At 39.2% G+C, this 21397-nt stretch carries 20 protein-coding genes; 5 read left to right on the top strand and 15 right to left on the bottom strand.

Translation table 11 applies throughout. The features are described 5' to 3' along the window. Window positions 1–26: 26 nt before the first annotated feature. The 5 genes from dltB to HZ311_RS11865 all read right to left on the bottom strand — a co-directional run bounded on the left by dltB (window position 27) and on the right by HZ311_RS11865 (window position 5972). Complete coding sequence (dltB, locus tag HZ311_RS11885; RefSeq protein WP_178946720.1) at window positions 27–1232, bottom strand: D-alanyl-lipoteichoic acid biosynthesis protein DltB; 1206 nt, start codon at window positions 1230–1232, stop codon at window positions 27–29. Beyond that, window positions 1232–2731 (bottom strand): D-alanine--poly(phosphoribitol) ligase subunit DltA, encoded by a 1500-nt coding sequence (gene dltA / locus HZ311_RS11880; protein WP_178946719.1) that lies wholly within the window; start codon window positions 2729–2731, stop codon window positions 1232–1234. Before dltA ends, dltB begins: the two co-directional genes overlap by 1 nt. Window positions 2732–2741: 10 nt before the next feature. Next, window positions 2742–2891, bottom strand: a complete 150-nt coding sequence (locus tag HZ311_RS11875; protein WP_010736035.1) for a teichoic acid D-Ala incorporation-associated protein DltX — start codon at window positions 2889–2891, stop codon at window positions 2742–2744. 209 nt (window positions 2892–3100) lie between these two features. Continuing rightward, window positions 3101–5215, bottom strand: coding sequence for an ABC transporter permease (locus tag HZ311_RS11870; RefSeq protein ID WP_023519275.1), 2115 nt, complete (start codon window positions 5213–5215; stop codon window positions 3101–3103). Then, window positions 5205–5972 (bottom strand): ABC transporter ATP-binding protein, encoded by a 768-nt coding sequence (locus HZ311_RS11865; RefSeq protein ID WP_019723768.1) that lies wholly within the window; start codon window positions 5970–5972, stop codon window positions 5205–5207. Before HZ311_RS11865 ends, HZ311_RS11870 begins: the two co-directional genes overlap by 11 nt. 323 nt (window positions 5973–6295) lie before the next feature. Here HZ311_RS11865 and nrdD point away from each other — a divergent pair, with 323 nt between their 5' ends. Next, window positions 6296–8485 (top strand): anaerobic ribonucleoside-triphosphate reductase, encoded by a 2190-nt coding sequence (gene nrdD, locus HZ311_RS11860; protein WP_178946718.1) that lies wholly within the window; start codon window positions 6296–6298, stop codon window positions 8483–8485. A gap of 251 nt (window positions 8486–8736) precedes the next feature. Continuing rightward, window positions 8737–9339 (top strand): anaerobic ribonucleoside-triphosphate reductase activating protein, encoded by a 603-nt coding sequence (gene nrdG, locus HZ311_RS11855; RefSeq protein ID WP_178946717.1) that lies wholly within the window; start codon window positions 8737–8739, stop codon window positions 9337–9339. 102 nt (window positions 9340–9441) lie between these two features. On the opposite strand, the gene dinB is transcribed toward nrdG, so the two are convergent. The 10 genes from dinB to dnaX form a co-directional block, all read right to left on the bottom strand. Then, window positions 9442–10578 carry a DNA polymerase IV gene (gene dinB, locus HZ311_RS11850; RefSeq protein ID WP_178946818.1) on the bottom strand — a complete coding sequence of 379 codons (1137 nt, stop codon included), beginning with the start codon at window positions 10576–10578 and terminating at the stop codon, window positions 9442–9444. Between the two features lie 160 nt (window positions 10579–10738). After that, window positions 10739–11608 carry a 16S rRNA (cytidine(1402)-2'-O)-methyltransferase gene (rsmI, locus tag HZ311_RS11845; protein WP_178946716.1) on the bottom strand — a complete coding sequence of 290 codons (870 nt, stop codon included), beginning with the start codon at window positions 11606–11608 and terminating at the stop codon, window positions 10739–10741. A gap of 139 nt (window positions 11609–11747) precedes the next feature. Then, complete coding sequence (locus tag HZ311_RS11840; RefSeq protein WP_010736045.1) at window positions 11748–12095, bottom strand: DNA replication initiation control protein YabA; 348 nt, start codon at window positions 12093–12095, stop codon at window positions 11748–11750. Next, window positions 12088–12912 (bottom strand): PSP1 domain-containing protein, encoded by an 825-nt coding sequence (locus HZ311_RS11835; protein ID WP_010736046.1) that lies wholly within the window; start codon window positions 12910–12912, stop codon window positions 12088–12090. The genes HZ311_RS11840 and HZ311_RS11835 overlap by 8 nt, the downstream gene beginning before the upstream one ends. A gap of 39 nt (window positions 12913–12951) precedes the next feature. Then, window positions 12952–13890: a DNA polymerase III subunit delta' gene (gene holB, locus HZ311_RS11830; RefSeq protein ID WP_010736047.1), complete on the bottom strand. Its 939-nt coding sequence runs from the start codon at window positions 13888–13890 to the stop codon at window positions 12952–12954. An 8-nt stretch (window positions 13891–13898) separates the two neighbouring features. Then, window positions 13899–14228, bottom strand: coding sequence for a cyclic-di-AMP receptor (locus HZ311_RS11825; RefSeq protein ID WP_010736048.1), 330 nt, complete (start codon window positions 14226–14228; stop codon window positions 13899–13901). Continuing rightward, the gene (tmk, locus tag HZ311_RS11820) at window positions 14225–14887 is read right to left on the bottom strand and encodes a dTMP kinase (RefSeq protein ID WP_010736049.1); all 663 of its coding nucleotides are present in this window, start codon (window positions 14885–14887) and stop codon (window positions 14225–14227) included. The genes HZ311_RS11825 and tmk overlap by 4 nt, the downstream gene beginning before the upstream one ends. A gap of 89 nt (window positions 14888–14976) precedes the next feature. After that, complete coding sequence (recR, locus tag HZ311_RS11815) at window positions 14977–15573, bottom strand: recombination mediator RecR (protein ID WP_019722633.1); 597 nt, start codon at window positions 15571–15573, stop codon at window positions 14977–14979. 23 nt (window positions 15574–15596) lie between these two features. Beyond that, window positions 15597–15908: a YbaB/EbfC family nucleoid-associated protein gene (locus HZ311_RS11810; protein ID WP_010736051.1), complete on the bottom strand. Its 312-nt coding sequence runs from the start codon at window positions 15906–15908 to the stop codon at window positions 15597–15599. 18 nt (window positions 15909–15926) lie between these two features. Then, entirely contained in the window at window positions 15927–17663 is a 1737-nt protein-coding gene (gene dnaX, locus HZ311_RS11805) for a DNA polymerase III subunit gamma/tau (RefSeq protein ID WP_010736052.1), read from the bottom strand. A gap of 464 nt (window positions 17664–18127) precedes the next feature. Here dnaX and HZ311_RS11800 point away from each other — a divergent pair, with 464 nt between their 5' ends. From HZ311_RS11800 to HZ311_RS11790, 3 genes are read left to right on the top strand one after another with little or no spacing between them, the layout of a single operon-like run. After that, window positions 18128–19375 carry an SPFH domain-containing protein gene (locus HZ311_RS11800; RefSeq protein WP_010736053.1) on the top strand — a complete coding sequence of 416 codons (1248 nt, stop codon included), beginning with the start codon at window positions 18128–18130 and terminating at the stop codon, window positions 19373–19375. Between the two features lie 17 nt (window positions 19376–19392). Continuing rightward, window positions 19393–20586, top strand: a complete 1194-nt coding sequence (locus tag HZ311_RS11795; protein ID WP_023519266.1) for a TFIIB-type zinc ribbon-containing protein — start codon at window positions 19393–19395, stop codon at window positions 20584–20586. Further along, complete coding sequence (locus tag HZ311_RS11790) at window positions 20583–21386, top strand: TPM domain-containing protein (protein ID WP_023519265.1); 804 nt, start codon at window positions 20583–20585, stop codon at window positions 21384–21386. The genes HZ311_RS11795 and HZ311_RS11790 overlap by 4 nt, the downstream gene beginning before the upstream one ends. The last annotated feature ends 11 nt before the right edge of the window (window positions 21387–21397 follow it).

Raw genomic sequence — 21397 nt, 5'->3', positions numbered from 1 at the left:
TCTATTCTCTCCTTTAAACTCGTCATTTATTTAAAAAATAGTTGATCTAAAAATCCTGAAAAAATCAATAAGCTAGCACACACTGCTTGAAACGTCATGAAAACAGAAAATGCGTGGGTCAAGCGATTGGAAGGAAGTTTTTTCTTCCGTTTTTTCTTGTAGCGAATCCATGCATCTGTCACACAAATCAGCGTTGCATGATAGATACCATACAAAATGTAGAACCATGTCAAACCGTGCCAGATCCCCATCAATAGAAACAATGCAAAGTATCCGATATTTGAAGTCACGATCTTGCTCTTGAACCATTTTTTCTTCATCAAGAAGAACATCAACCGCATATAAACGTAATCTCTGAACCAGAAGGACAAAGACATATGCCAACGATTCCAGAATTCTTTAATATTCCAAGCTAAAAATGGTTTGTTGAAATTGATCGGGGTATCATAGCCCATCAAATAACTCGTACCAACTGCAAACAAACTATAGCCAGCAAAATCGAAAAAGAGATACAAACTATAGACATACATGTACCCCAATAGCCACCATGAGATTCCGCCATGAGCCAAGGCACCTTTTGATACAATGGGTAACAGTATCTGTCCGAGATAATGACCGATGATGAAGTTGTATAAAAAACCCATAAACAGATGATGGACCCCTTTTTCTAACATTTCCAGATATTGTTCCTTTGTTGGTGGTTGGAGCTGATCTTTTTCAAATCTTCGATAACGATCGATTGGTCCTGAAGAAATGGTTGGAAAAAACAACAAGAACTGAATATAACGGTAAGGATGATAGTTTTTGATCATACCGTCTCTCATTTCCATGATCATTTGTACCGATTTGAATGTTAAATAGGAAATTCCCAGAAAACTAAACAGTGATCCCTTGCCAGATGTTAGAAATGTTGTGAATTTCGTAATCGCTAAAGGTAGAATTGCTAGAACTACCGCTAGATAAAACCATACACTCTGATTTCTTTTTTTTCGATAAGTGAAATAACACCAAACAAGTATACTTTGCCAGATCACATAGCCAATCAAAGCAAGTCCATGTTGCCAATCCGTTCCTCCAAAGCTGATGAACAAGAAAAAGAAAGTTACAAGAACTTGATAAGTTCCTAAACGTTTATGGAAAAATAGTAGAGAAAAAATGATTGGCGCTAACGCGAAACTCAGTAATAGAAAATAATACGGCTTCGCATAAGGAATCATATGTGGGAGACTCATCACCTATTCACCTCAACTGTCAATGCTTTTCGATCAATTTTCCCATTGTTCGTTTGTGGCAATTGGTCAATAAACGCCACTTTTTGTGGGATCATATAGTCCATCAGAAAATCGGTCAACCTTTGTTTGATCGAACGTATCAACTGATAATTAGTATCCGGAATCGCTTGATTCAATACAACAAACGCCACTAATTGTTGGACTTTCGACCCTTGATATTTGGGAACAACGATTGCTTGATTGATCCGTTCATCTTTAAGCAAGGCATGTTCAATATCACCTAATTCAATGCGGTAGCCATGTAATTTCACCTGTTGATCGATTCTTCCCTCAATAAAAAGCAAACCGTCCTCTGCTAAATATCCTGCATCTCCTGTTCGATAGTTTTGATGCCCAGTTACTTGAAAGAACACTTCCTTCGTTTTTTCAGGATTGTTCAAATAGCCTTTTGACACGCTAGGACCAGTAATCAAAATCTCGCCGCGATCACTTTCGCCATTTTTCAAAATGGATACGGTCGTATCGGACTTGACATAGCCAATTGGTAAACGTTCATACGTAGCCAATACTTCTCTTGTGATCAATATACTGGAGATGGCTACTGTCGCTTCTGTCGGCCCATACGTGTTGTAAATTTTGGCTGAAGGAAACCGTTCGAGTAACGCTTGCGCCGTTTTCTTCGTCAATTCCTCGCCACAGAAAATGAACGTAGCTAGCTCTGGTAAATGTCCCTCGTCAAAAGATGTGTCCATCAAGCAAATATCAACAAACGAAGGAGTCGACACCCAGATGTCCAGTTTTAATTGTGGTAAAATAGTAAATAATTTTTGAAAATCTTGGACGTTTTCCTTGAATAAAGGCTTGATGATCCCACCGGAAACTAACGCTGGATACAAAGTGAACACAGATAAATCAAAAGAAAAAGGTGCTTGTGCTAAAAAAGCTTGTCCCTCTTTGATTGGAAAGTCGCGCAAGACCCAATCGACAAAGCTCACCAAGTTATCATGACTGATTTGCACGCCTTTGGGTTCTCCTGTGGTACCCGAAGTAAAAATAAGATAAAAATTTTCATCACCTTTCACTGTATGCTCAAATGGATAACCAACTATCGAGGCGATGATCGAGCGTAAACAATCTTTTTGGATGATTGGTATATCTGTCTCAATCTCCCAGTCACTTAAACTAATGATCATACTAGGTTGTGCGACACGTAAAATCGCTTCGATCCGTTCCTTCGGTGTTTGGGCATCAATCGGTAGATACGCATGTCCTGCTTTCACTGCACCCAAGAATGATACCACCATCTCAAACTCTAGATTGCCGAACACTACGATTGGCCCCTTCTTAGTCAAACGCTTCTCTAAGTAATAGCCTAATGCATCTGAGGAGTGCTTCAGTTCTTGATATGTGTGTCGCTCCTCTGCTGTCTGATATGCGATTCTCTCTGGTTCTGCTATTCCCCAAAAATCGATCGCAGCCACGATTCCTTTTTTCTTCATCGTTTCCCTCCTAGAATTCGTTATATATAAATGTTCCACCTTGAATATTTTTGTAATGATACAAATAAATGAGTAACAATAGTATCGTCGAATAAACAAGGGTTCGAAGCATAAAAGTTCGCCAATATCGAACCTGTGGTTGCTGCCACCATTGTTTCATCTCTTTTTCCTCCTATTTAGATCCTTAGTCAAATTCTACTCATTCTATCCACAAAAAAACATTTGTTTTACTAACAGAATGCGCTTTACAGCTAACAGTTTTGTCACTAACTAAAGAGAACAAAAAAAGAGCCGTACGAAAATAAATTCGTACAACTCGATTCTGTCTTTCGTTCAGCTAGAAAAGATACCCTTTTTGCTCTATTTTTCTTATTCCTCAATGATCCGACAATATAAACGACTAGTCATAAAGTAAAAGAGTAGGTAAATGACGATCAATAAGCCACAGACAAAGTATGCGAACCAATAGTCTGCCCCTTCTACATATTGAGAAAACACATTGATGGCAAATACTGCATGAGTGATGCCCAAAATCATCGGTGGAAAAAACATCAACGCATTTTGTTTATAGATCATCCGATTTGTTTTGCGTTGAGCAATCCCTAATTTTGTCAGCAATTGATAATTGGTTCGTTCAATTTCAGCTTCGGATAATTGTCGCACCATCAAGATACTGCCGGTTGCGATGATCACGATCATTCCAACAAAAAGGGCAACAAAGATATTGATCCCAATTTGGCGGTCGATGGCACGCAACCTAGGATAGCGCGCATTATAATTCAAACGTGATGTTTGTCCTGTCAATTTATTTTCTGAATATTCGCTCTCCTCTTCTTTAGAAGCATCCGTATGGATCGTCCCAACTATTCCTTGGTCAGTAATCTCATAACTATAATAAATCGTGTGTGTCCAATTAGTAGGTACTTCTTTATTTAATCGTTCGGTCATTTTTTCTTGATTACCGCCAGTCACATTCCAATTGATGATCTGATATTCTAATCCAGTGACACGGTCAAAGATTTCTTGAGTAACGACCAACGTTGTTCCATACAATCCAGTTACATGGTCAAAGATTCCTTGAACAAAGATCGCGGACGGCCCATAATAGGTCATACCCTCATATCCTAAAAATCCAGGAAGAACCTGTTGGATCAAAAGTTCTTGTTTATCCGGCAGATAGATCTTTTTCCCATTACTGGAAAAATCACGAAACATCGTTTTTATTGAATCTAACATTACTGCATGGTTTTTCTCTGTAAGTTTGATGTTTGGCAGACTAGGTTTGATTTTGCGAAAGGCGCGGTATTCTTTTTCAGAAATCAAATTGACTGGCTTGATTTCATTGCCACCAGATACCGAACCAATACTCAGGTTATAATAGCTCCCTACTACTTTGTAATGAAACACTAATTCGTCGCTTATTTTCTGATTCTCTTCTGTTAAGATCGGTCGCAGTTTGTCTGCCGTTTGTGTATCTAATTGATAAGAAACAGGCGTATCAATTTCCTCACGATGAGCAACGAGCGTCGAGATTCCGATCATTCCGCCGATCATTGCCAAAGATAGGCCAATAACTAATGTGATCAACGAATTCATTCGCCAGCCTTTTAACAGATGGATTTGTGTATTCCCAATTAACAAAAAATTGGTTCCCCGGTACTTAAATCTCGATTCGCTCAACAAATGGAGCAGTAAACGAAAAGAATAACGAAAGAACAGGTAGGTCCCTAATATGCAGAAAAACAATATTGAAAACGGAAAAGCGATCATCAATCCTAGATTTACTTTTTTTTCAAAGAGTTGGCTAATTGTTTCTCTGAAGTTCAATGCAGCGAAATAGCTGCTAGAAATCATCAATACTCCGATCACGCCCAATAAACGATGCCTTGTGCGAATACGCAACATTGAACTTTCCACTTGTTCTCTTTCCCCAAAACTACGATTCATGGGATAACTCCAAATCCTCCATAGTGAATAAAGAGAAACTGCCGAAAGAATAACAAAAAATACCACAACGGTTTCAAAAATGGACGGGATAGAAATAAAAAAACGACTAGTAATGTCCATCTTCATCATTCGTACTAAAATCATTTGAAACAATTTTGAGAAAATACTTCCCAATAAAATCCCTAACATACAAGCAAAAAAACCAATGGTCATCGTTTCCAACACATAGATTGATGAAATCTGGAATTTGCTGATCCCGAATAATTGATAGATCCCAATCTCTTTTTGTCTCCGATTGAGAAAAAAGCGATTAGCACTGAGCACGAAAAAGAGTAAGACAACAGTAATGATCCAACTACCAAGCTTTAAAATAGTATCTATCGAAACATCTTGACTTGCCCTTCGAATCAGTGATTGATCATAGGTCATCGCGCTAAAAGAGTAATAGATCATCGTCGATAAGGTCAAACTGAAGAAATAGACAAGATAGCCCCTTGATTGTTTTAAAAAACTTTTTGCGGCTAATTTATAAAGCATTGATTTTACCGCCTCCTCCAATCGTCGCCTGCATATCGATGACTTTTTCAAAGAATTCTTTTCTCGTCCCACGGCGGATCACTTCTGAAAAAATCACCCCATCTTTGATAAATAAAATACGGTTGCAATAACTAGCTGTATAAGGATCATGTGTCACTAATAAGATCGTTGATTTTTCAACTTCGTTCACTGTTTTTAAATAATTCAACAATTCTGTTGCTGATTTTGAATCCAATGATCCGGTTGGTTCGTCTGCGAAAATCACCTCTGGTTCTACTACTAAAGCTCTAGCTGCCGCAATCCGTTGTCTTTGTCCAACTGACATTTCATCAGGATAACGTTTTAGTAATTCTTCGATCCCCAAAAGCTGGGCAACGTGTAAAACTCTTCGGTCCATTTCATCTTTCGCCATATTTTCAACAGCCAAAGGAAGTAAAATATTATCTTTACCATTCAATGTATCAATAAGATTGAACGTTTGAAAGATAAAGCCAATTTTTTTTCGTCTGAAATCACTCAATTCATGTTTTTTCATTTTTGTGATTTCATTTCCTTGGATCATCACACTACCCATCGTCGGTAGATTGATCGTTGATAAGATATTCATCAGAGTAGTCTTTCCCGCTCCACTTGGCCCCATGATCCCAATAAACTCTCCTTCTTCAACTGAAAAAGAAACATTGTCTAATACTTTGACCGGTGATTTACTACTTCCATAACTTTTACTTAAATGTTTTACTTCGATTATTTTACTCATGCTAGTCCTCCACCTTTATCCTTAATTGAATAGTAGCACATCCTTTCATTTTTTTCCCTTTTGATTTTGTCACCTGATCACTCACGAAAATTATCCTGGAAATTTTTTTATTCAATTTTTTTATTCAAAAAAAAATAATTCGTATTTTTCAAAAGCTGATACTGCACGTTTTCACTTTTTTTCACAAGATAATATACACCATATATAGTATACTCATTCAATTATACAGCGATAAAACACTATATGTAGCAGATAATTAGTTGCTCCTTTCTTCAATTTGTTTTATGATAGACAAGAACTATTTTTTGTAGGAGCTGAAGAAAATGAAACGAACAGATCAAGAAATGGCTGTGCTAGAAAAACAGCCTGAAACCAAAAAAATGACTGTCATCAAACGCGATGGACGCGAGGTACCATTTGATGAACAGAAAATAAATGCCGCACTGATCAAAGCAGAAAAGAAAATTCACGGTTCCTTATCTCCTATTACGTACGAAAAGATCCAATCAATCGCAGAACTTGTGATCAAAGAAATCAAAGATCGCTTCGCAGATAACGTAAAAATCTATGAGATCCAAAACATCGTTGAACATATTTTGTTAGAAAAAAACGAATATTCCTTAGCAGAAGAGTATATCCATTATCGAACAAAACGTGATTTTGCTCGTAGTAAAGCAACAGACATCAACTTTTCGATCGAGAAACTGATCAATAAAGACCAAAGTGTTGTCAATGAAAATGCGAACAAGGATAGTAATGTATTCAATACACAGCGTGACTTGACTGCTGGCATCGTTGGGAAATCGATCGGATTGAAATTACTTCCACCGCATATTGCCAACGCACATCAAAAAGGCGATATCCATTATCATGATCTCGATTACCATCCGTATACTCCAATGACAAATTGCTGTTTGATTGACTTCAAAGGTATGTTAAACAACGGGTTTAAAATCGGAAATGCAGAAGTCGAATCACCAAAATCAATCCAAACAGCAACGGCACAGATCTCACAGATCATTGCCAATGTTGCATCTAGCCAATATGGCGGATGCTCTGCCGATCGCACAGATGAATTGCTTGCTCCTTTTGCACAATTAAATTACAAAAAGCATTTAATTGATGCCAAAGAATGGATTGACACACCCGAACGGCAAGAAGCCTATGCAAAAGCAAAAACCAAAAAAGATATTTTTGATGCCATGCAAAGTTTGGAATATGAGATCAATACACTTTTCACTTCCAACGGACAAACGCCTTTTACTTCACTCGGCTTCGGTCTAGGTAAAAATTGGTTTGAACGAGAAATCCAAAAAGCGATTTTACAAATCCGAATCAATGGATTAGGAAGTGAGAAACGGACAGCGATCTTCCCCAAATTGATATTTACACTAAAAGACGGAATCAATCTGAAACCAACTGATCCAAACTATGACATTAAACAATTAGCCTTAGAATGTGCCACAAAAAGAATGTACCCAGATATTCTAAATTATGACAAGATCGTTGAATTGACAGGAAGCTTCAAAGTACCAATGGGCTGTCGCTCCTTCTTACAAGGTTGGAAAGACGAAAACGGTGAAGAAGTGAATGTCGGAAGAATGAATCTAGGTGTGGTTACGTTGAACTTACCGCGGATCGCCTTAGAAGCAGACGGTGACCAAGAAAAATTCTGGCAATTACTTTCAGATCGCTTGTCGATCATGAAAGATGCCTTAGTTTATCGTGTCGAACGTTGTAAAGAAGCGATCCCAGCAAATGCACCGATCCTTTATATGTATGGTGCATTCGGTAAACGACTATCTCGTACAGACGCCGTAGATGAATTATTTAAAAATCGTCGAGCAACTGTTTCATTAGGCTACATCGGACTTTATGAAGTCGCTGCTTCTTTCTTTGGCGGTGAGTGGGAAAATAATGCTGAAGCCAAAGACTTCACTCTAGACATCGTGAAAAAATTAAAAGCCAATGCAGACGCTTGGGGAAATGAATATGGCTATCACTTCAGCGTATACTCCACACCAAGTGAAAGCTTGACGGATCGTTTTTGTCGTTTAGATACAGAGAAATTCGGTATTGTTGAAAATATCACAGATAAGGAATATTACACTAATAGTTTCCACTATGATGTGCGTAAAAATCCAACGCCATTTGAAAAGCTTGAATTTGAAAAAGACTATCCAAAATACTGTTCTGGTGGCTTTATCCATTACTGTGAATATCCAGTGTTGCAACAAAACCCTAAAGCATTAGAAGCTGTTTGGGACTTTGCCTATGACAAAGTAGGCTATTTAGGAACTAATACGCCGATCGATCATTGCTACCAATGTGGTTTTGAAGGAGATTTCCAACCAACTGAACGTGGCTTTGAATGCCCAGAATGCGGCAATCACGATCCAAAATCATGTGACGTAGTCAAACGAACATGCGGCTATCTAGGAAACCCACAAGCCCGCCCAATGGTCCACGGCAGACACAAAGAAATCTCATCACGCGTGAAACATATGAAGTAAGGTTGTGAAAGAAGCGTTTAGCACTGAGGAATAAGACAGAAAAATCAAAAATGGCTGTTTCATTTTAGATTTTTTTGACTTATTACCGAAGTGTTGCTTCTTGAACAACGTAAATAAGGTTGTAAGAAAAGCCTCCAACTCCAAGTCATAAGAGAGATAGCACCCCTTCCTCTGGCTATTTTCTTATGTCTCCTACGACCTTCAAGAATTTTTTATAACGGATACCATTTTATAATGAAAGAAGTTTTACTATGAGAAATCCTAAACCTAAAGAATGGCTGGCTCAAGATTATAGTCATGACTATATCGCCGATTATAAACCGTTCAATTTTGTGGATGGCGAAGGTGTTCGTAATAGCTTATATGTAAGTGGCTGTTTATTTGCCTGTGAAGGTTGTTTTAACAAAGCCGCTCAGAATTTCCGTTACGGCAAACCATTCACTCCAGAACTGGAAGAACAGATCATGTTTGATCTACGCAACGATTACGTCCAAGGATTGACACTCTTAGGCGGTGAACCTTTTTTGAATACGAATGTTTGCCTACGTGTAGTCGATCAAATCCGGCAAGAATTTGGTCACAGCAAAGACATCTGGTCTTGGACCGGTTATACCTTCGATGAATTATTACAAGATTCAGAAGATAAACTAGAACTGCTCTCGAAAATCGATATTCTTGTTGATGGCCGTTTTGAATGGTCAAAAAGAGATTTCAAATTACAATTTCGCGGAAGCAGCAATCAGCGTATCATTGACGTGCAACGATCGCTTGCTGAAAAACAAGTCGTCATCTGGGAAAAATGTACAGATGCTACGCAAACATATGAACAAATAAAAAAACAAGAACTGATTTAACTATACTCAGTTTTGATTGAACACAATAAAAAATGCTCCATCTAAAAGGCCAAGATAGAAGTGAATTTCGCTTTTGTCTCAAAGTCTAAGATGGAGCATTCTTTATTCTATTTCTGATTCTATCGTTTGCGTTTCCCACAAAGGTAACACAATATTCTCATAAGTCATCGGATCTAAATTCGTTAGTGTGATACCTAATAAACGAATTCCCTTCTCTATCCCTAAAATCTCTTCCCATATCAAACTTGCTTGATAAAACAGTGTTTCTTTTTTATAGACATATTCTGGTAATGTCACTCGCTTCGTTACTGTAGAATAATCGGTATAACGGACCTTCAAGACAACTGTTTTTCCATGTTTCTGAACACGTCGGAGAGAATCTTCCACTTTCTCAGCCAGCTGACGCAACTGACCAAGAACTTCTTCTTCTGTTCTTAGTGGTTGTCCATACGTATGCTCTTTCCCGACTGACTTACGCTCGCGGGTGACATTGACCGGCGAATCATGGATACCTCGTACTTTTCGATACAACGAATACCCCATTTTACCAAACTGTTGGATCAACATCATTTCAGTACATTGATACAGATCTTCTCCTGTAAAAATACCTAATTCATGCATTTTAGGAACAGTTTTCTTGCCGACACCATGAAATTTTTCGATTGGTAATGCTTTTAAGAAATCGACAGCTTCTTCGGGGGTGACGACCGTCATTCCTTTAGGTTTTTGAAAATCTGATGCAAGTTTCGCTACAAATTTATTATAGCTGACACCAGCCGAACAAGTCAGATGCACCGTTTGCCAAATATCAAGTTGGATCATTCGGGCGATCTTAATCGCTGATTTACAATTGATTTTATTATTCGTAACATCTAAATAAGCTTCATCAATACTAACTGGTTCGACTAAGTCTGTATAGCGATAAAAAATCTCCCTGACTTCTTTTGATATCGCACTATATTTTTGGTGGTCTCCCGGTTTGAAAATCGCTTCTGGACAAAGTTCATAGGCTTTTTGGGCACTCATTGCTGAATGGATGCCGAACTTACGTGCTTCATAGTTAGCCGTCGTCACTACCCCACGCCCGCCAGTATCACTGGGATGTCTGGCGATCACTAAGGGTTTTCCACGAAGTTCAGGGTGATCTCGTTCTTCAACGGACGCGAAAAAAGCATCCATATCGATATGAATGATTTTTCTAGACGTATCATTATGTAAAGGAAACTGTAATTCCATCAGACTCACCCCACTTCATTATACACGAACTTTTGTTCCCTTTCAAGTTAGGAGGTTAGTTTTTCAAAGAAGCTGTACCTCGTGCTTAATTGATTCTAAGAAAAAAATCGTTCAAAAGACTGCTCACCACAGCAATCTTCTGAACGATTTTTTTCATAAAAAGTTAATTATCCAATTCATGGAACTGACGATAAACTTCTTGTTTTTTTATTCCGTTTTTGACTGCAATCGTTTTGATTGCCACGTTAGTTTTTTCTCCTTGCTCAATCAATTGTTGTACCTGTTCTTTTAACGTACCTTGAAGTTGTTCACTTGGTACGACCTCTTCGTTACTTCCCTCAACAAGTAAACAGCATTCTCCCTTGATCGGCTGTTTTTCTAAATAACCAAGTAATTCTTCGATGTCTCCGCGTAGGTATTCTTCATGGATCTTCGTCAATTCTCGACAAAGCACCACTTGACGATTGCCGAACACTTCCAACATGTTAGTCAACGTTGCGGCTACGCGATAAGGTGATTCGTAAAAAATCAATGTTGCTTTCTGTGCGACAAGAGATGCTAGTATGTCCTGTTGTTCCTTTTTCTTTCTAGGTAAGAAACCATAGAATAAAAATGGTTGCGGAACAAGCCCAGAGGCAATCAATGCGGTTATACCCGCTGTAGGACCTGGCAATGCTACAACTGGGATATCTTCTTTGATACAAGCAACAACAAGCTCATGTCCAGGATCACTGATAGATGGCATGCCCGCATCGCTTACTTGTGCTATCGTTTTTCCTTCTTTTAGCCAGTCGATCAATTGAGGAATACGTTCTTTATAATTATGTTCGTGCAAACTTTTTTGGGGAGTTTGGATCTCGAAATGATTCAATAGCTTTTGTGTATTGCGTGTATCCTCACTCGCGATCAAATCCGCTTCTTGTAATGTCCGCACACTGCGAACAGTCATATCCTCCAAGTTTCCGATCGGTGTTGGAACGAGGTAAAGTGTGCCAAACACGTGATTTCCTTTAAAGCTCTTTTGGTTATACATATGATTCTCCTTATCAAACAGAGTAAAGGAAGCTACTCTAATTAAAAAATTTATCCTGGTAGTTCAACGACGAATACCGCAAAACAAGAATGCTTTGCGGTATTCATTGACTGTGATAGAAGCCACTAGATCCTTTGATTTAGCGTCCACTTTCACGATAGATCACTTCTAAACAGAACGCACAAGGTTCATCATTTTCACGTCTTGAACCATACAAATCATAACAAACATGAAATCCTTCTTCGTAAATCTTTTCAAGATTCATTCGGGATTTTGATAGTTCTTGTTTGGCATTTTCAGCTGGAGCTTGCGCCACTTGGTTCAATTCACGAAGATGTTCACGTAATCGTTGATTTTCCATCTCTAAGGTGGTATTTTTCTCAACGATCTCATGCAGTGCATGTTTCATCTCTACTAATTCAGTCAATGTATTTCGTAACTCTGACTCCAATTGGTTCAACCCATCATATAATGATCTCTTATCCATTCATCTCACCTACTTGGATGAAATTTTTTAGTTCATCCCATTCATATTCAACAGGATTCTCCCGTCCGTTCAGTCGCACACTAACTAAGCAACTAAGCAGGTTCAATCCTACGACTTTCCCTTTACCATCAGGAGTTTCAAGTGTTTTCCCAAAGTCAGGGAGTTCTTTTTTTGCGGCTTCATATGCTTCACTTTCATACTGTAGACAGCACATCAAGCGACCGCACAAGCCAGAAATTTTAGTTGGGTTCAGTGATAATCCTTGTTCTTTTGCCATTTTGATCGAAACAGGGACAAAATCTCCTAAGAAAGAAGAACAGCAGAGTGGTCGCCCACAAGGCCCGATACTTCCGATCATCTTCGCCTCATCCCGAACACCGATTTGTTTCAATTCGATCCTTGTACGAAAAACGGCCGCCAAATCTTTCACTAATTCACGAAAATCAATACGTCCATCTGCCGCAAAATAAAAAGTCAATTTGCTTCGATCAAAAGTATATTCAACTTGGACGATCTTCATTTCTAGTTTTCTCTCTCTAATTTTTTCTTTCGCAATCAAAAAAGCTTTTTTTGCATCTTCTTCATTTTTGTTGCATTTTTTAAGCTCAGCAGTTGTTGCTTTATGCAAAATGGGATTGATGGTTTCAGGTAAATCTTCCAGATCAATATCTCTTTTGGGAATAGCAACCGTTGCGATATGTAAAGTTTGCTGAGACTCGACTAACACTTTATCATTGTATGCATATTCTGAATCTCCGGGTGTAAAATAATAGACATGACCAGCATCTCTATAACGGACACCTACTACTTCTACCATTTGTGGCCTCCTTGATTACGCAAAATATAAATTGACAAATCAAAAAATCGTTTGTAATACAAATTGCTCAGCAACGGCTTGAAAACTCACATTGCTACGCAGTTTTTGTTCTGCTAACAAAATACGTTCAATCGTTTGATTCAGCCGTTTGACTTTACCATACTCCCCAGATGTTATCGCCTGTTTTTGAGCTTCCTGATAATAATACATTAAAATTGAAAAACCAGTAAATTGTTGTTTTTTTTCTTTAAATACTTTCACCAATCGTTTTTGGACATAGATAAAGGCTTGTGTATCTCTTTTATCTAAGTAGACAAACCATTGATAAATCAAGTCCTTAGCCTCATTAAACCATTCATCTTCTGAGATTTCAACTGCTTTTCCTAAACTGTTTGTCAAGAATGACAAAAGTTTTGCTTTTTCCGCAGAAATTTGCTGATCTTGTAATTTTTGAATCAATGAATCCTTTGACAATTCTTGGAAATGCAAGGTTTGACAACGAGATTGGATCGTAGGTAAGATCCGACCAATGGCTTCCGTTTCTAAAATCGCTAGAAAATCACCAGGTGGTTCTTCTAAAAATTTCAATAGACTATTGGCCGCACTCGCGTTCATTTTTTCTGCTTCCTGGATCAAGAATACTTTTTTCCTTGATTCATATCCACTACGACTAAACTCTGTCTGTAAGCGCCGGATCTGATCGACCTTGATCGACTGACCATCGGGTGCAAGAACGAGTACATCCGGATGTTCTTGATTTTTGATCCGTTGACAATTATTGCATCTGCCACAAGGTTGTTGGTTGTTCATATTCGTACAATATAAATGTTGTGCTAACCAAATGCCTACCTCATGCTTTCCTGTACCTTTTTCACCTTCAAAAAGATAAGCATGAGCGAGACGCCCATGCTCAAAACTTCGTTGAAGTTGTTGATACACGAGAGGTTGCATTTGCGCAAGTATGTTTTCTTGAGCCATAGTTCCTCCTAGAAATGGTGGAATCCTTCAACTGGTAAGACAAAGACTGTTGCTCCGCCCACTTCTACTTCTACAGGATAAGGAACGCCACCGTCCATTGAAATATCTAACGTTACTGGAGTAGAAACAAATTGTTTTCTTGACTCACATGTTTTTTTGATGATCTCTAATGCTTCTTCGACACGATCGTCCTCAATACCAACGATAAATGTGCTGTTTCCCGCTTTAAGGAAACCACCAGTAGAAGATAATTTAGTCGCACGAATGTTTGCATCGATCAATTCATTGGACAAACGGTTGCTATCTTTATCTTGAATGATTGCTAAAATGATTTTCATTTACGTTCACCTTCCTGACTTTCAAAATATTGTGGAAATTGGTTGATAATTGCGTGGTAACTCAATTGTAACACTTCTTCAAAACTATTTCTTGCATCGATCTTATGGATGCGGTCTGGATGCTCCTCTACCAATTTCAAATAGGCATGACGGACACGCTGGTGGAACTCTAATCCCTCTGAATCTAAGCGATCGATTTGATTCTGGCGATTTTTAGCGATGCGACGTAATCCTGTGTCAGAATCCACATCAAGATAAAGAGTAAAATCAGGAGTCGTTCCTTCTGTAGCAAATTCATTCAGTTCAGCAATCTCGTTTACGCCGATCCGACGACCCGCACCTTGGTAGGCTAACGAACTATCGACAAAACGATCACACAAAACGATTTTCCCACTCGAAAGTGCAGGTAAAACTTTTTCGACCAAGTGCTGTCTTCGAGCAGCTGCGTATAATAAACTTTCTGTTCGCTCGTCCATGCGATCATTTTTGGGATCAAGAATCACTGCACGAATCTGTTCAGCAATTGGTATCCCACCTGGTTCCCGAGTTTGAATGATCTCTGTTTTTGCTACTTGTTGTAAAAGAGGATATAGTTCTTTGATGATACTCGTTTTACCTGCACCATCAGGTCCCTCGATCGTAATAAATAAGCCGTTCACACTTGTTCCTCCATCTCTTCTCTTGCTTTTCTATTGTATCTGAAAATCTTTGTTGATCAAACTACCGCGATCTGACTCGTAGAAAAAAATCATAGTTCACGTCTGCCTTCGACCGCTTTCATTAAAGTCACTTCGTCTGCATATTCGATATCGGAACCAACAGATAAGCCATGAGCTAACCGTGTGACTTTGATACCAGCAGGCTTGATCAATCGTGAAAGGTAGATTGCTGTTGCTTCTCCTTCAGTGGTCGCATTCGTTGCGATGATCACTTCTTGGACCTCTGCATCATGCAAACGTTGTAAGAGAGGAGGAATATTGATATCTTCTGGACCCGTACCTTCCATTGGTGACAATACACCATGTAGCACATGGTACAAGCCACGATACTCACGCATCTTCTCCATCGCCATGACATCTTTTGGTTCTTCAACGACTAAAATGATGCCACGATCTCTCGATGGATCTTTACAGATCTCACAAGGATCTTCTTCTGTGATATTTCCGCAAATACTACAAAAATGTAGATCGCGTTTGACGCTCAATAAAGCTTTGGCAAATTCATTGACCACTTCATCTTTCATATCGATCGTATAAAAAGCCAGTCTTGTCGCTGTTTTTTGACCAATACCTGGAAGTCTCATATAACTGTCGATCAGTTTGGCAATTGGTTCTGGATATTGCATGTTCATTTCCCCTTCAGGAAAATTTAAAAGGGTAAGCCCTTAGTGTATTTTCCCATTGTTTTTTCTGATTCTGTATCGATTTTTTCTAATACGTCATTTACAGCCATCACAATCAAATCTTGTAGCATTTCTGTATCTTCTGGGTCAACTACTTCATCATTGATCTGGATATCTTTCATTCGACGATTACCAGTAAAGACGACTTTGACTAGATCATTCGTAGAACTACCAGTAAATTCTGTTTCATTTAGTTTTTCTTGGGCTTCGCCCATTTCTTTTTGCATTTTTTGGACTTGCTTCATCATCCCTTGCATATTTCCCATTCCGCGCATCATTAATATCGCTCTCCTTTTCTAATCATCGATTACTGTGACTGCTGAACCGAAAAGTTCTTCAGCTTTCGTCACTACATTTTCTTGGTTTGTTTGTTCTTGAGGAAGCAATTCGATCTCGTCTGATTCATCATCAGACGCAAACGATTCTTCGGCTTCTCCATCCTTTGCTTGGACGAGATAATTTTTTCTTAGACCAGGCCAACTTTCCCGTGTGATATAGACAGGCTCTGGCGCATAATCTTTGATCATGCGACTAAGTTGGTTGTGGATCGCTAATTGAAGCTCTTCGTCATTAGCTGCGCGCTGACAGACGATTTCATAATCAAAAGCAATCACTAGTCCATTAGGTCCTGCCGCAACTGGTTCACTTGCTTTGAGCATCGCTCGCTGGGTCACTGACAAACTCATCAAAAGATCATCCCAGACTTCTTTTACTTCATTCAAGTGTTTCCTTGTCGCCTCTTTTAGTACATTATACACCCGTTCCGTAGGAATACGGTATGTACTTGGCTGTTTTTTCTGAACAGGTGATTGCGGCGTTTGCTGATTCGCAGTGACTTTCACCGTGCCATTTTTGATTTCTTTGATTTCCTTTTTCAGCTCTTGGATCTCTTGTTGCAATTGTTTTACTTGTTGCTGATCGATTTCACTAGGCACTTGCTGACTTTCATTTGCTGAAGATTGAGCTAGTTTCACTGTCGCAACCTCTAAATAAATAGTCGCACTATTTGTAAAACGCACCTCATTTTGTGTATCGCTCAAAATTTGGATCATTTGAAACAAGCGTTGTGCCGGGATTTCTTTCGCCAATGTCGTGAATGTTTCTGTTTTGACATGTGAGGTTTCCTCTAATAGATTTGGTGCTTGCTGAAACATCAATAGATCACGGCAATAAGACAACAGATCTTCTAAAAAGCGCCGTGATTCTTTTCCTGCCGCTAAAATTTGATTCAATTCTTGTAAGGCTTGTGGGATCTCTTTGCTAAAACAAGCGGATAGATACGCATCCATCATCTCATTCGTCAAACTCCCCGTGACTTGCATTGCATCATCCAACGTGATCGTGCCATCACTGAAAGAAATCGCTTGGTCAAGAATACTTAACGCATCTCGCATCCCACCTTCTGCTGCTCGTGCGATGACTGTCAACGCAGGCGCTTCGTAAGCAATCTCTGTTTGATCCAAGATATATTCTAAATGTTCGGTAATATCTGCTGCATTGATCCGTTTGAAATCAAAACGTTGTGTTCGAGAGATGATCGTTGCAGGGATTTTGTGCGGTTCAGTGGTTGCTAAAATAAAAATAACACTTTCTTTTGGTTCTTCCAGTGTTTTCAGTAAAGCATTGAACGCTCCAGTCGAAAGCATGTGGACTTCATCAATGATATAAATTTTGTAAGCGGCTTTTGTTGGTGCATAATTTGCTCGATCTCTGATGAAACGGATCTCCTCGACACCATTGTTACTTGCCGCATCGATTTCAATGACATCTTCTTGTGTCCCAGTCGTGATCGACTGACACATCTCACAATGATTACAAGGTTCACCATCTTTGCTGTTTGGGCAATTGATCGCCTTGGCAAATATTTTTGCCGCACTTGTTTTCCCTGTCCCTCTTGGTCCTGTAAACAAATAGGCATGTGAGGTTTTATGGGAAACAATCGCATTTTTCAATGTTTGTGTCACAGCTTTTTGTCCAACGATATCCTCAAATCGCTGTGAACGCCACACACGATAAAGTGCTTGATATGCCATAAGGATCCCCCTTCTTTTGAAAAATTCACTAACTTTTATTATACGTGATTTAGCCAAAAAAAACTACTATACTTTATTCGGTTGTAACAGAAGTGAGCAACACTTAGAAATAAGCCTTAACATTCAAAAAAGCTGCTCGTATTTTGGGATGTTTCGGCTAAATACCAATTTCGAACATCGTTTGTCTAGGTTGTGAAAGAAACCTTAAACTCTAGACTATTAGACAGAAACAGCAAAAATAGCTATTTCATCGTTGATTTTTTGAGCTGTGTCCAAAGAGTTGCGCCTTGAACAGTATTTATCCAGATTCTGAAAAAAAGTTCAGTTCTAAAACGTATGGCTGAATGTGGGAAATAGGTGCTCTGGTTTTCTACATCTTTCGACTGAGAGCATTTTCAGTCTCCTATGGTATAATACAAACATATACGTAGTAAAAAAATACTTGCTCACAGGGAGGACTTTTTATGGGACTTATTAAAGCAGCAACTAGCATGATCGGCGGCGGATTAGCAGATCAATGGATCGAAGTCATTGAACCAGACAATATGAGCGACACCACAGTCATGACAAAAGGTGTCAAGGTACGTAAAGACGATAAAAGAGGATCCAATCGAAAAGGTACAGAAGATGTATTGACAGATGGCACAGTCGTTCATGTCTATCCGAACATGATGATGCTTTTGGTAGATGGTGGAAAAATCATCGATTACACAGCTGAAGAAGGCTATTATACGATCAAAAACGATGCTGCCCCTTCCATGTTCAATGGTTCATTGAAAGGTGCAATCGCTGAAACCTTTGACCGCTTTAAATTTGGTGGCGTAACTCCACAAAAACAACAAGTATTCTATATCAATCTACAAGAGATCAAAGGAATCAAATTTGGCACAAGCGCGCCATTAAATTACTTTGATAATTTCTATAATGCAGAATTATTCTTACGTGCGCATGGAACGTACTCTATCCATATCACCGATCCAATCTTATTCTATACAAATGCAATTCCTAAAAATAAGACGCAAGTTGAAATTGCAGATATCAATGAACAATATTTAGCAGAATTCTTGACTGCTCTTCAATCAGCGATCAACCAAATGTCTGCTGATGGGCAACGTATTTCCTATGTCCCATCAAAAAGTTTAGAACTAAGCAAATATATGGGCACAGCGTTAGACGATTCCTGGCGTGAGCTTCGTGGGATGGAGATTGTTTCTGTCGCAGTTGCTAGCATCTCTTACACAGATGATTCGGTCAAACTCATCAACATGCGCAATGAAGGTGCCATGTTAGGTGATCCTAGTGTCCGTGAGGGCTATGTGCAAGGTTCGATTGCTCGTGGGATGGAAGCTGCAGGTAAAAATGATGCCGGTGCGATGACTGGCTTTATGGGTATGGGAATGGGCATGAATGCCAATGGCTCCTACTTAGCTCAGTCCGCACAAAATAATCAAGAACAAATCAAGCAACAACAAGAAAAACAAAACCAACAAACAGCTCAAGGTACTAACGATACATGGACTTGCCCTGTCTGTGGTACCGAAAACACCGGGAAATTCTGTTCAAACTGTGGTGCTGCAAAACCAGTGGCAAATAGCCAACCAAAGCTTGAAATGAAATGTAGCGAATGTCATGAAGTAGTGGATCTTTCAAATGGAATTCCTAAGTTTTGTCCAAATTGTGGAAAACCATTCAAAGGTATCCCACTCGACTAGTTGAAAGGGGTGCCTGAATGGATGCTTTAACACATAAATGCCCCAATTGTGGCGGACCATTGACCTTCGATCCAAAAGATCAAAAATTTCATTGCGACTATTGCCTAAATATTTATACAGAAGCAGAAGTCAGTCAATATGAAGAGGAACAAAAAGCGGCCCGCGACATCAATGGGACTCAAGATCAACCAGTTGCAACGGATGAGTTCACCTTTACAGCAGAAGAACAGCTCGATCAAATGGATGAAACAGAACGTCAAGCATTTGCCGATGCTGGTGGAATGACTGATACAGAGGCAACAGCTGAACAGACGGCTACTGACGAACAAAGCAACATGGAACTATTTTTATGTCCAAACTGCGGTGCAGAAATCGTCACAGAAGCCACTACAGCTGCTACCTATTGTTACTACTGTCATAATCCAGTCGTGCTATCCGGACGACTAAGTGGTGACTTCTTACCAAATAAAGTTCTGCCTTTTTCTGTAGAAAAAGAAGAAGCAATTAAACAGTTTCTCGCATGGACGAAGAAAAAATGGTTTGTACCAAAAGCATTTTTCAATCAGGAGCAAATCGACAAATTAACTGGCGTTTATTTCCCATATTGGGCAACCGACGCTGAACTAGATGGTTCTTTACAAGCCAACGGTACAGTTGTCAGAATCTGGCGTGTCGGTGATATCGAGTATACCGAAACAAAACAATATGCCGTACACCGTGAAGGAAAGCTTTTCTTCAAAGAATTAGTAAAAAATGCTTTGTCAAAAAATACTCAACAAAAAATGGTGGAAGCTGTCCAACCATTTCCTTTAGCTAAAGCTATCGGATTCAAAAGTCAATATCTCGCTGGATTCCAAGCAGAGAAACGTGACATTGAGTACCAAGCAATCAAAGCAGATATCCAAAATGAGTTACGTGACTATTCCGAAAAATTGTTGCGAGATACAGCCAATGGCTATACTACTTTGACCGGAGTACGTGCTTCTGCAGAAATCACTGGCGAAAAAAATGAATATGTCTTGTTACCGGTCTGGCTTGTTACTTACCGTAGCAACGATTCTAACAAGAAAGTCTATTATTATGCAATGAATGGCCAAACGGGTAAAGTTAGCGGTGTATTACCGATCAGTCATAAAAAACTCGCTTTGACCTCTTTCGGGATATTCACTGTTTTAGCGATCCTCTTTATGATTGGAGGCTATTTGATATGATGAGTAAAAAAAGTCTCTCCATTTTCTTTTTATTAGCCATTAGTTTACTGTGGACACCGATCGTAGGAGCCGCTACCCCAACAATCAATGACGAGGCGAATTTATTTACAAGCGAACAAGTCAACACACTGAGCCAACAAGCGAAAGAAATCAATGACAAGATCAAAGGACAAGTATTTATTGTCACGACTACCTCAAATACTGCAGAACCTAGAGACTTCGCTGACAACTATTTAAAAACCGCAATAGGAAATGATCAAAATGGTTCTGTTTTACTTTTAGATATGGGGCAACGAGAAATCTATATCTCCACTTCTGGAAATATGATTGACTATTTGACGGATCGCCGGATCGATTCGATTTTAGATGATGTCTATGATCAGATGACGAATGCAAACTATTATGCAGCAGCCCAAGCCTATTTGACCAAAGCTTCTACTTATGTAGATGAAGGAGTGCCTGGCGGTCATTATCGTATAGATGAAGCCACAGGTAAAATCACTCGGTATAAAGTTTTGACTACCGTCGAAATAGTGATTGCGGTGGCTTTGGCAGCTATCTTAAGCATCGCTTTTTATATGATCACCGCCTCACGATACCAATTGAAATCCGGGACATATAAATACCCATTTCGTGAAAAGGCAAGTATCAAATTGACGGACAAAACAGATCGTTTAACGAACTCCTTTGTCACGACTCGTCGTATCCCTAAAGCGCCACCCCCAGGAAGCGGTGGTGGTGGCAGCACGACTCATTCGAGTGGTGGCGGTACCTTTGGCGGCGGCGGCCGAAGTTTTTAATTAAACGAAAA

It is taken from the genome of Enterococcus mundtii, assembly GCF_013394305.1.
GTDB classification, from domain to species: domain Bacteria; phylum Bacillota; class Bacilli; order Lactobacillales; family Enterococcaceae; genus Enterococcus_B; species Enterococcus_B pernyi.
The sequence above is the reverse complement of the archived record's forward strand: the minus strand, read 5'-3'. Positions and strand labels throughout refer to the sequence as shown.

What these genes read in the sequence shown, in the direction of transcription:
- dltB (WP_178946720.1), bottom strand. Translation starts at nt 1,232, where the DNA reads ATGAGTCTCCCACATATGATTCCTTATGCGAAGCCGTATTATTTTCTA.
- dltA (WP_178946719.1), bottom strand. Translation starts at nt 2,731, where the DNA reads ATGAAGAAAAAAGGAATCGTGGCTGCGATCGATTTTTGGGGAATAGCA.
- HZ311_RS11875 (WP_010736035.1), bottom strand. Translation starts at nt 2,891, where the DNA reads ATGAAACAATGGTGGCAGCAACCACAGGTTCGATATTGGCGAACTTTT.
- HZ311_RS11870 (WP_023519275.1), bottom strand. Translation starts at nt 5,215, where the DNA reads ATGCTTTATAAATTAGCCGCAAAAAGTTTTTTAAAACAATCAAGGGGC.
- HZ311_RS11865 (WP_019723768.1), bottom strand. Translation starts at nt 5,972, where the DNA reads ATGAGTAAAATAATCGAAGTAAAACATTTAAGTAAAAGTTATGGAAGT.
- nrdD (WP_178946718.1), top strand. Translation starts at nt 6,296, where the DNA reads ATGAAACGAACAGATCAAGAAATGGCTGTGCTAGAAAAACAGCCTGAA.
- nrdG (WP_178946717.1), top strand. Translation starts at nt 8,737, where the DNA reads ATGAGAAATCCTAAACCTAAAGAATGGCTGGCTCAAGATTATAGTCAT.
- rsmI (WP_178946716.1), bottom strand. Translation starts at nt 11,608, where the DNA reads ATGTATAACCAAAAGAGCTTTAAAGGAAATCACGTGTTTGGCACACTT.
- HZ311_RS11840 (WP_010736045.1), bottom strand. Translation starts at nt 12,095, where the DNA reads ATGGATAAGAGATCATTATATGATGGGTTGAACCAATTGGAGTCAGAG.
- HZ311_RS11835 (WP_010736046.1), bottom strand. Translation starts at nt 12,912, where the DNA reads ATGGTAGAAGTAGTAGGTGTCCGTTATAGAGATGCTGGTCATGTCTAT.
- holB (WP_010736047.1), bottom strand. Translation starts at nt 13,890, where the DNA reads ATGGCTCAAGAAAACATACTTGCGCAAATGCAACCTCTCGTGTATCAA.
- HZ311_RS11825 (WP_010736048.1), bottom strand. Translation starts at nt 14,228, where the DNA reads ATGAAAATCATTTTAGCAATCATTCAAGATAAAGATAGCAACCGTTTG.
- recR (WP_019722633.1), bottom strand. Translation starts at nt 15,573, where the DNA reads ATGCAATATCCAGAACCAATTGCCAAACTGATCGACAGTTATATGAGA.
- HZ311_RS11810 (WP_010736051.1), bottom strand. Translation starts at nt 15,908, where the DNA reads ATGATGCGCGGAATGGGAAATATGCAAGGGATGATGAAGCAAGTCCAA.
- dnaX (WP_010736052.1), bottom strand. Translation starts at nt 17,663, where the DNA reads ATGGCATATCAAGCACTTTATCGTGTGTGGCGTTCACAGCGATTTGAG.
- HZ311_RS11800 (WP_010736053.1), top strand. Translation starts at nt 18,128, where the DNA reads ATGGGACTTATTAAAGCAGCAACTAGCATGATCGGCGGCGGATTAGCA.
- HZ311_RS11795 (WP_023519266.1), top strand. Translation starts at nt 19,393, where the DNA reads ATGGATGCTTTAACACATAAATGCCCCAATTGTGGCGGACCATTGACC.
- HZ311_RS11790 (WP_023519265.1), top strand. Translation starts at nt 20,583, where the DNA reads ATGATGAGTAAAAAAAGTCTCTCCATTTTCTTTTTATTAGCCATTAGT.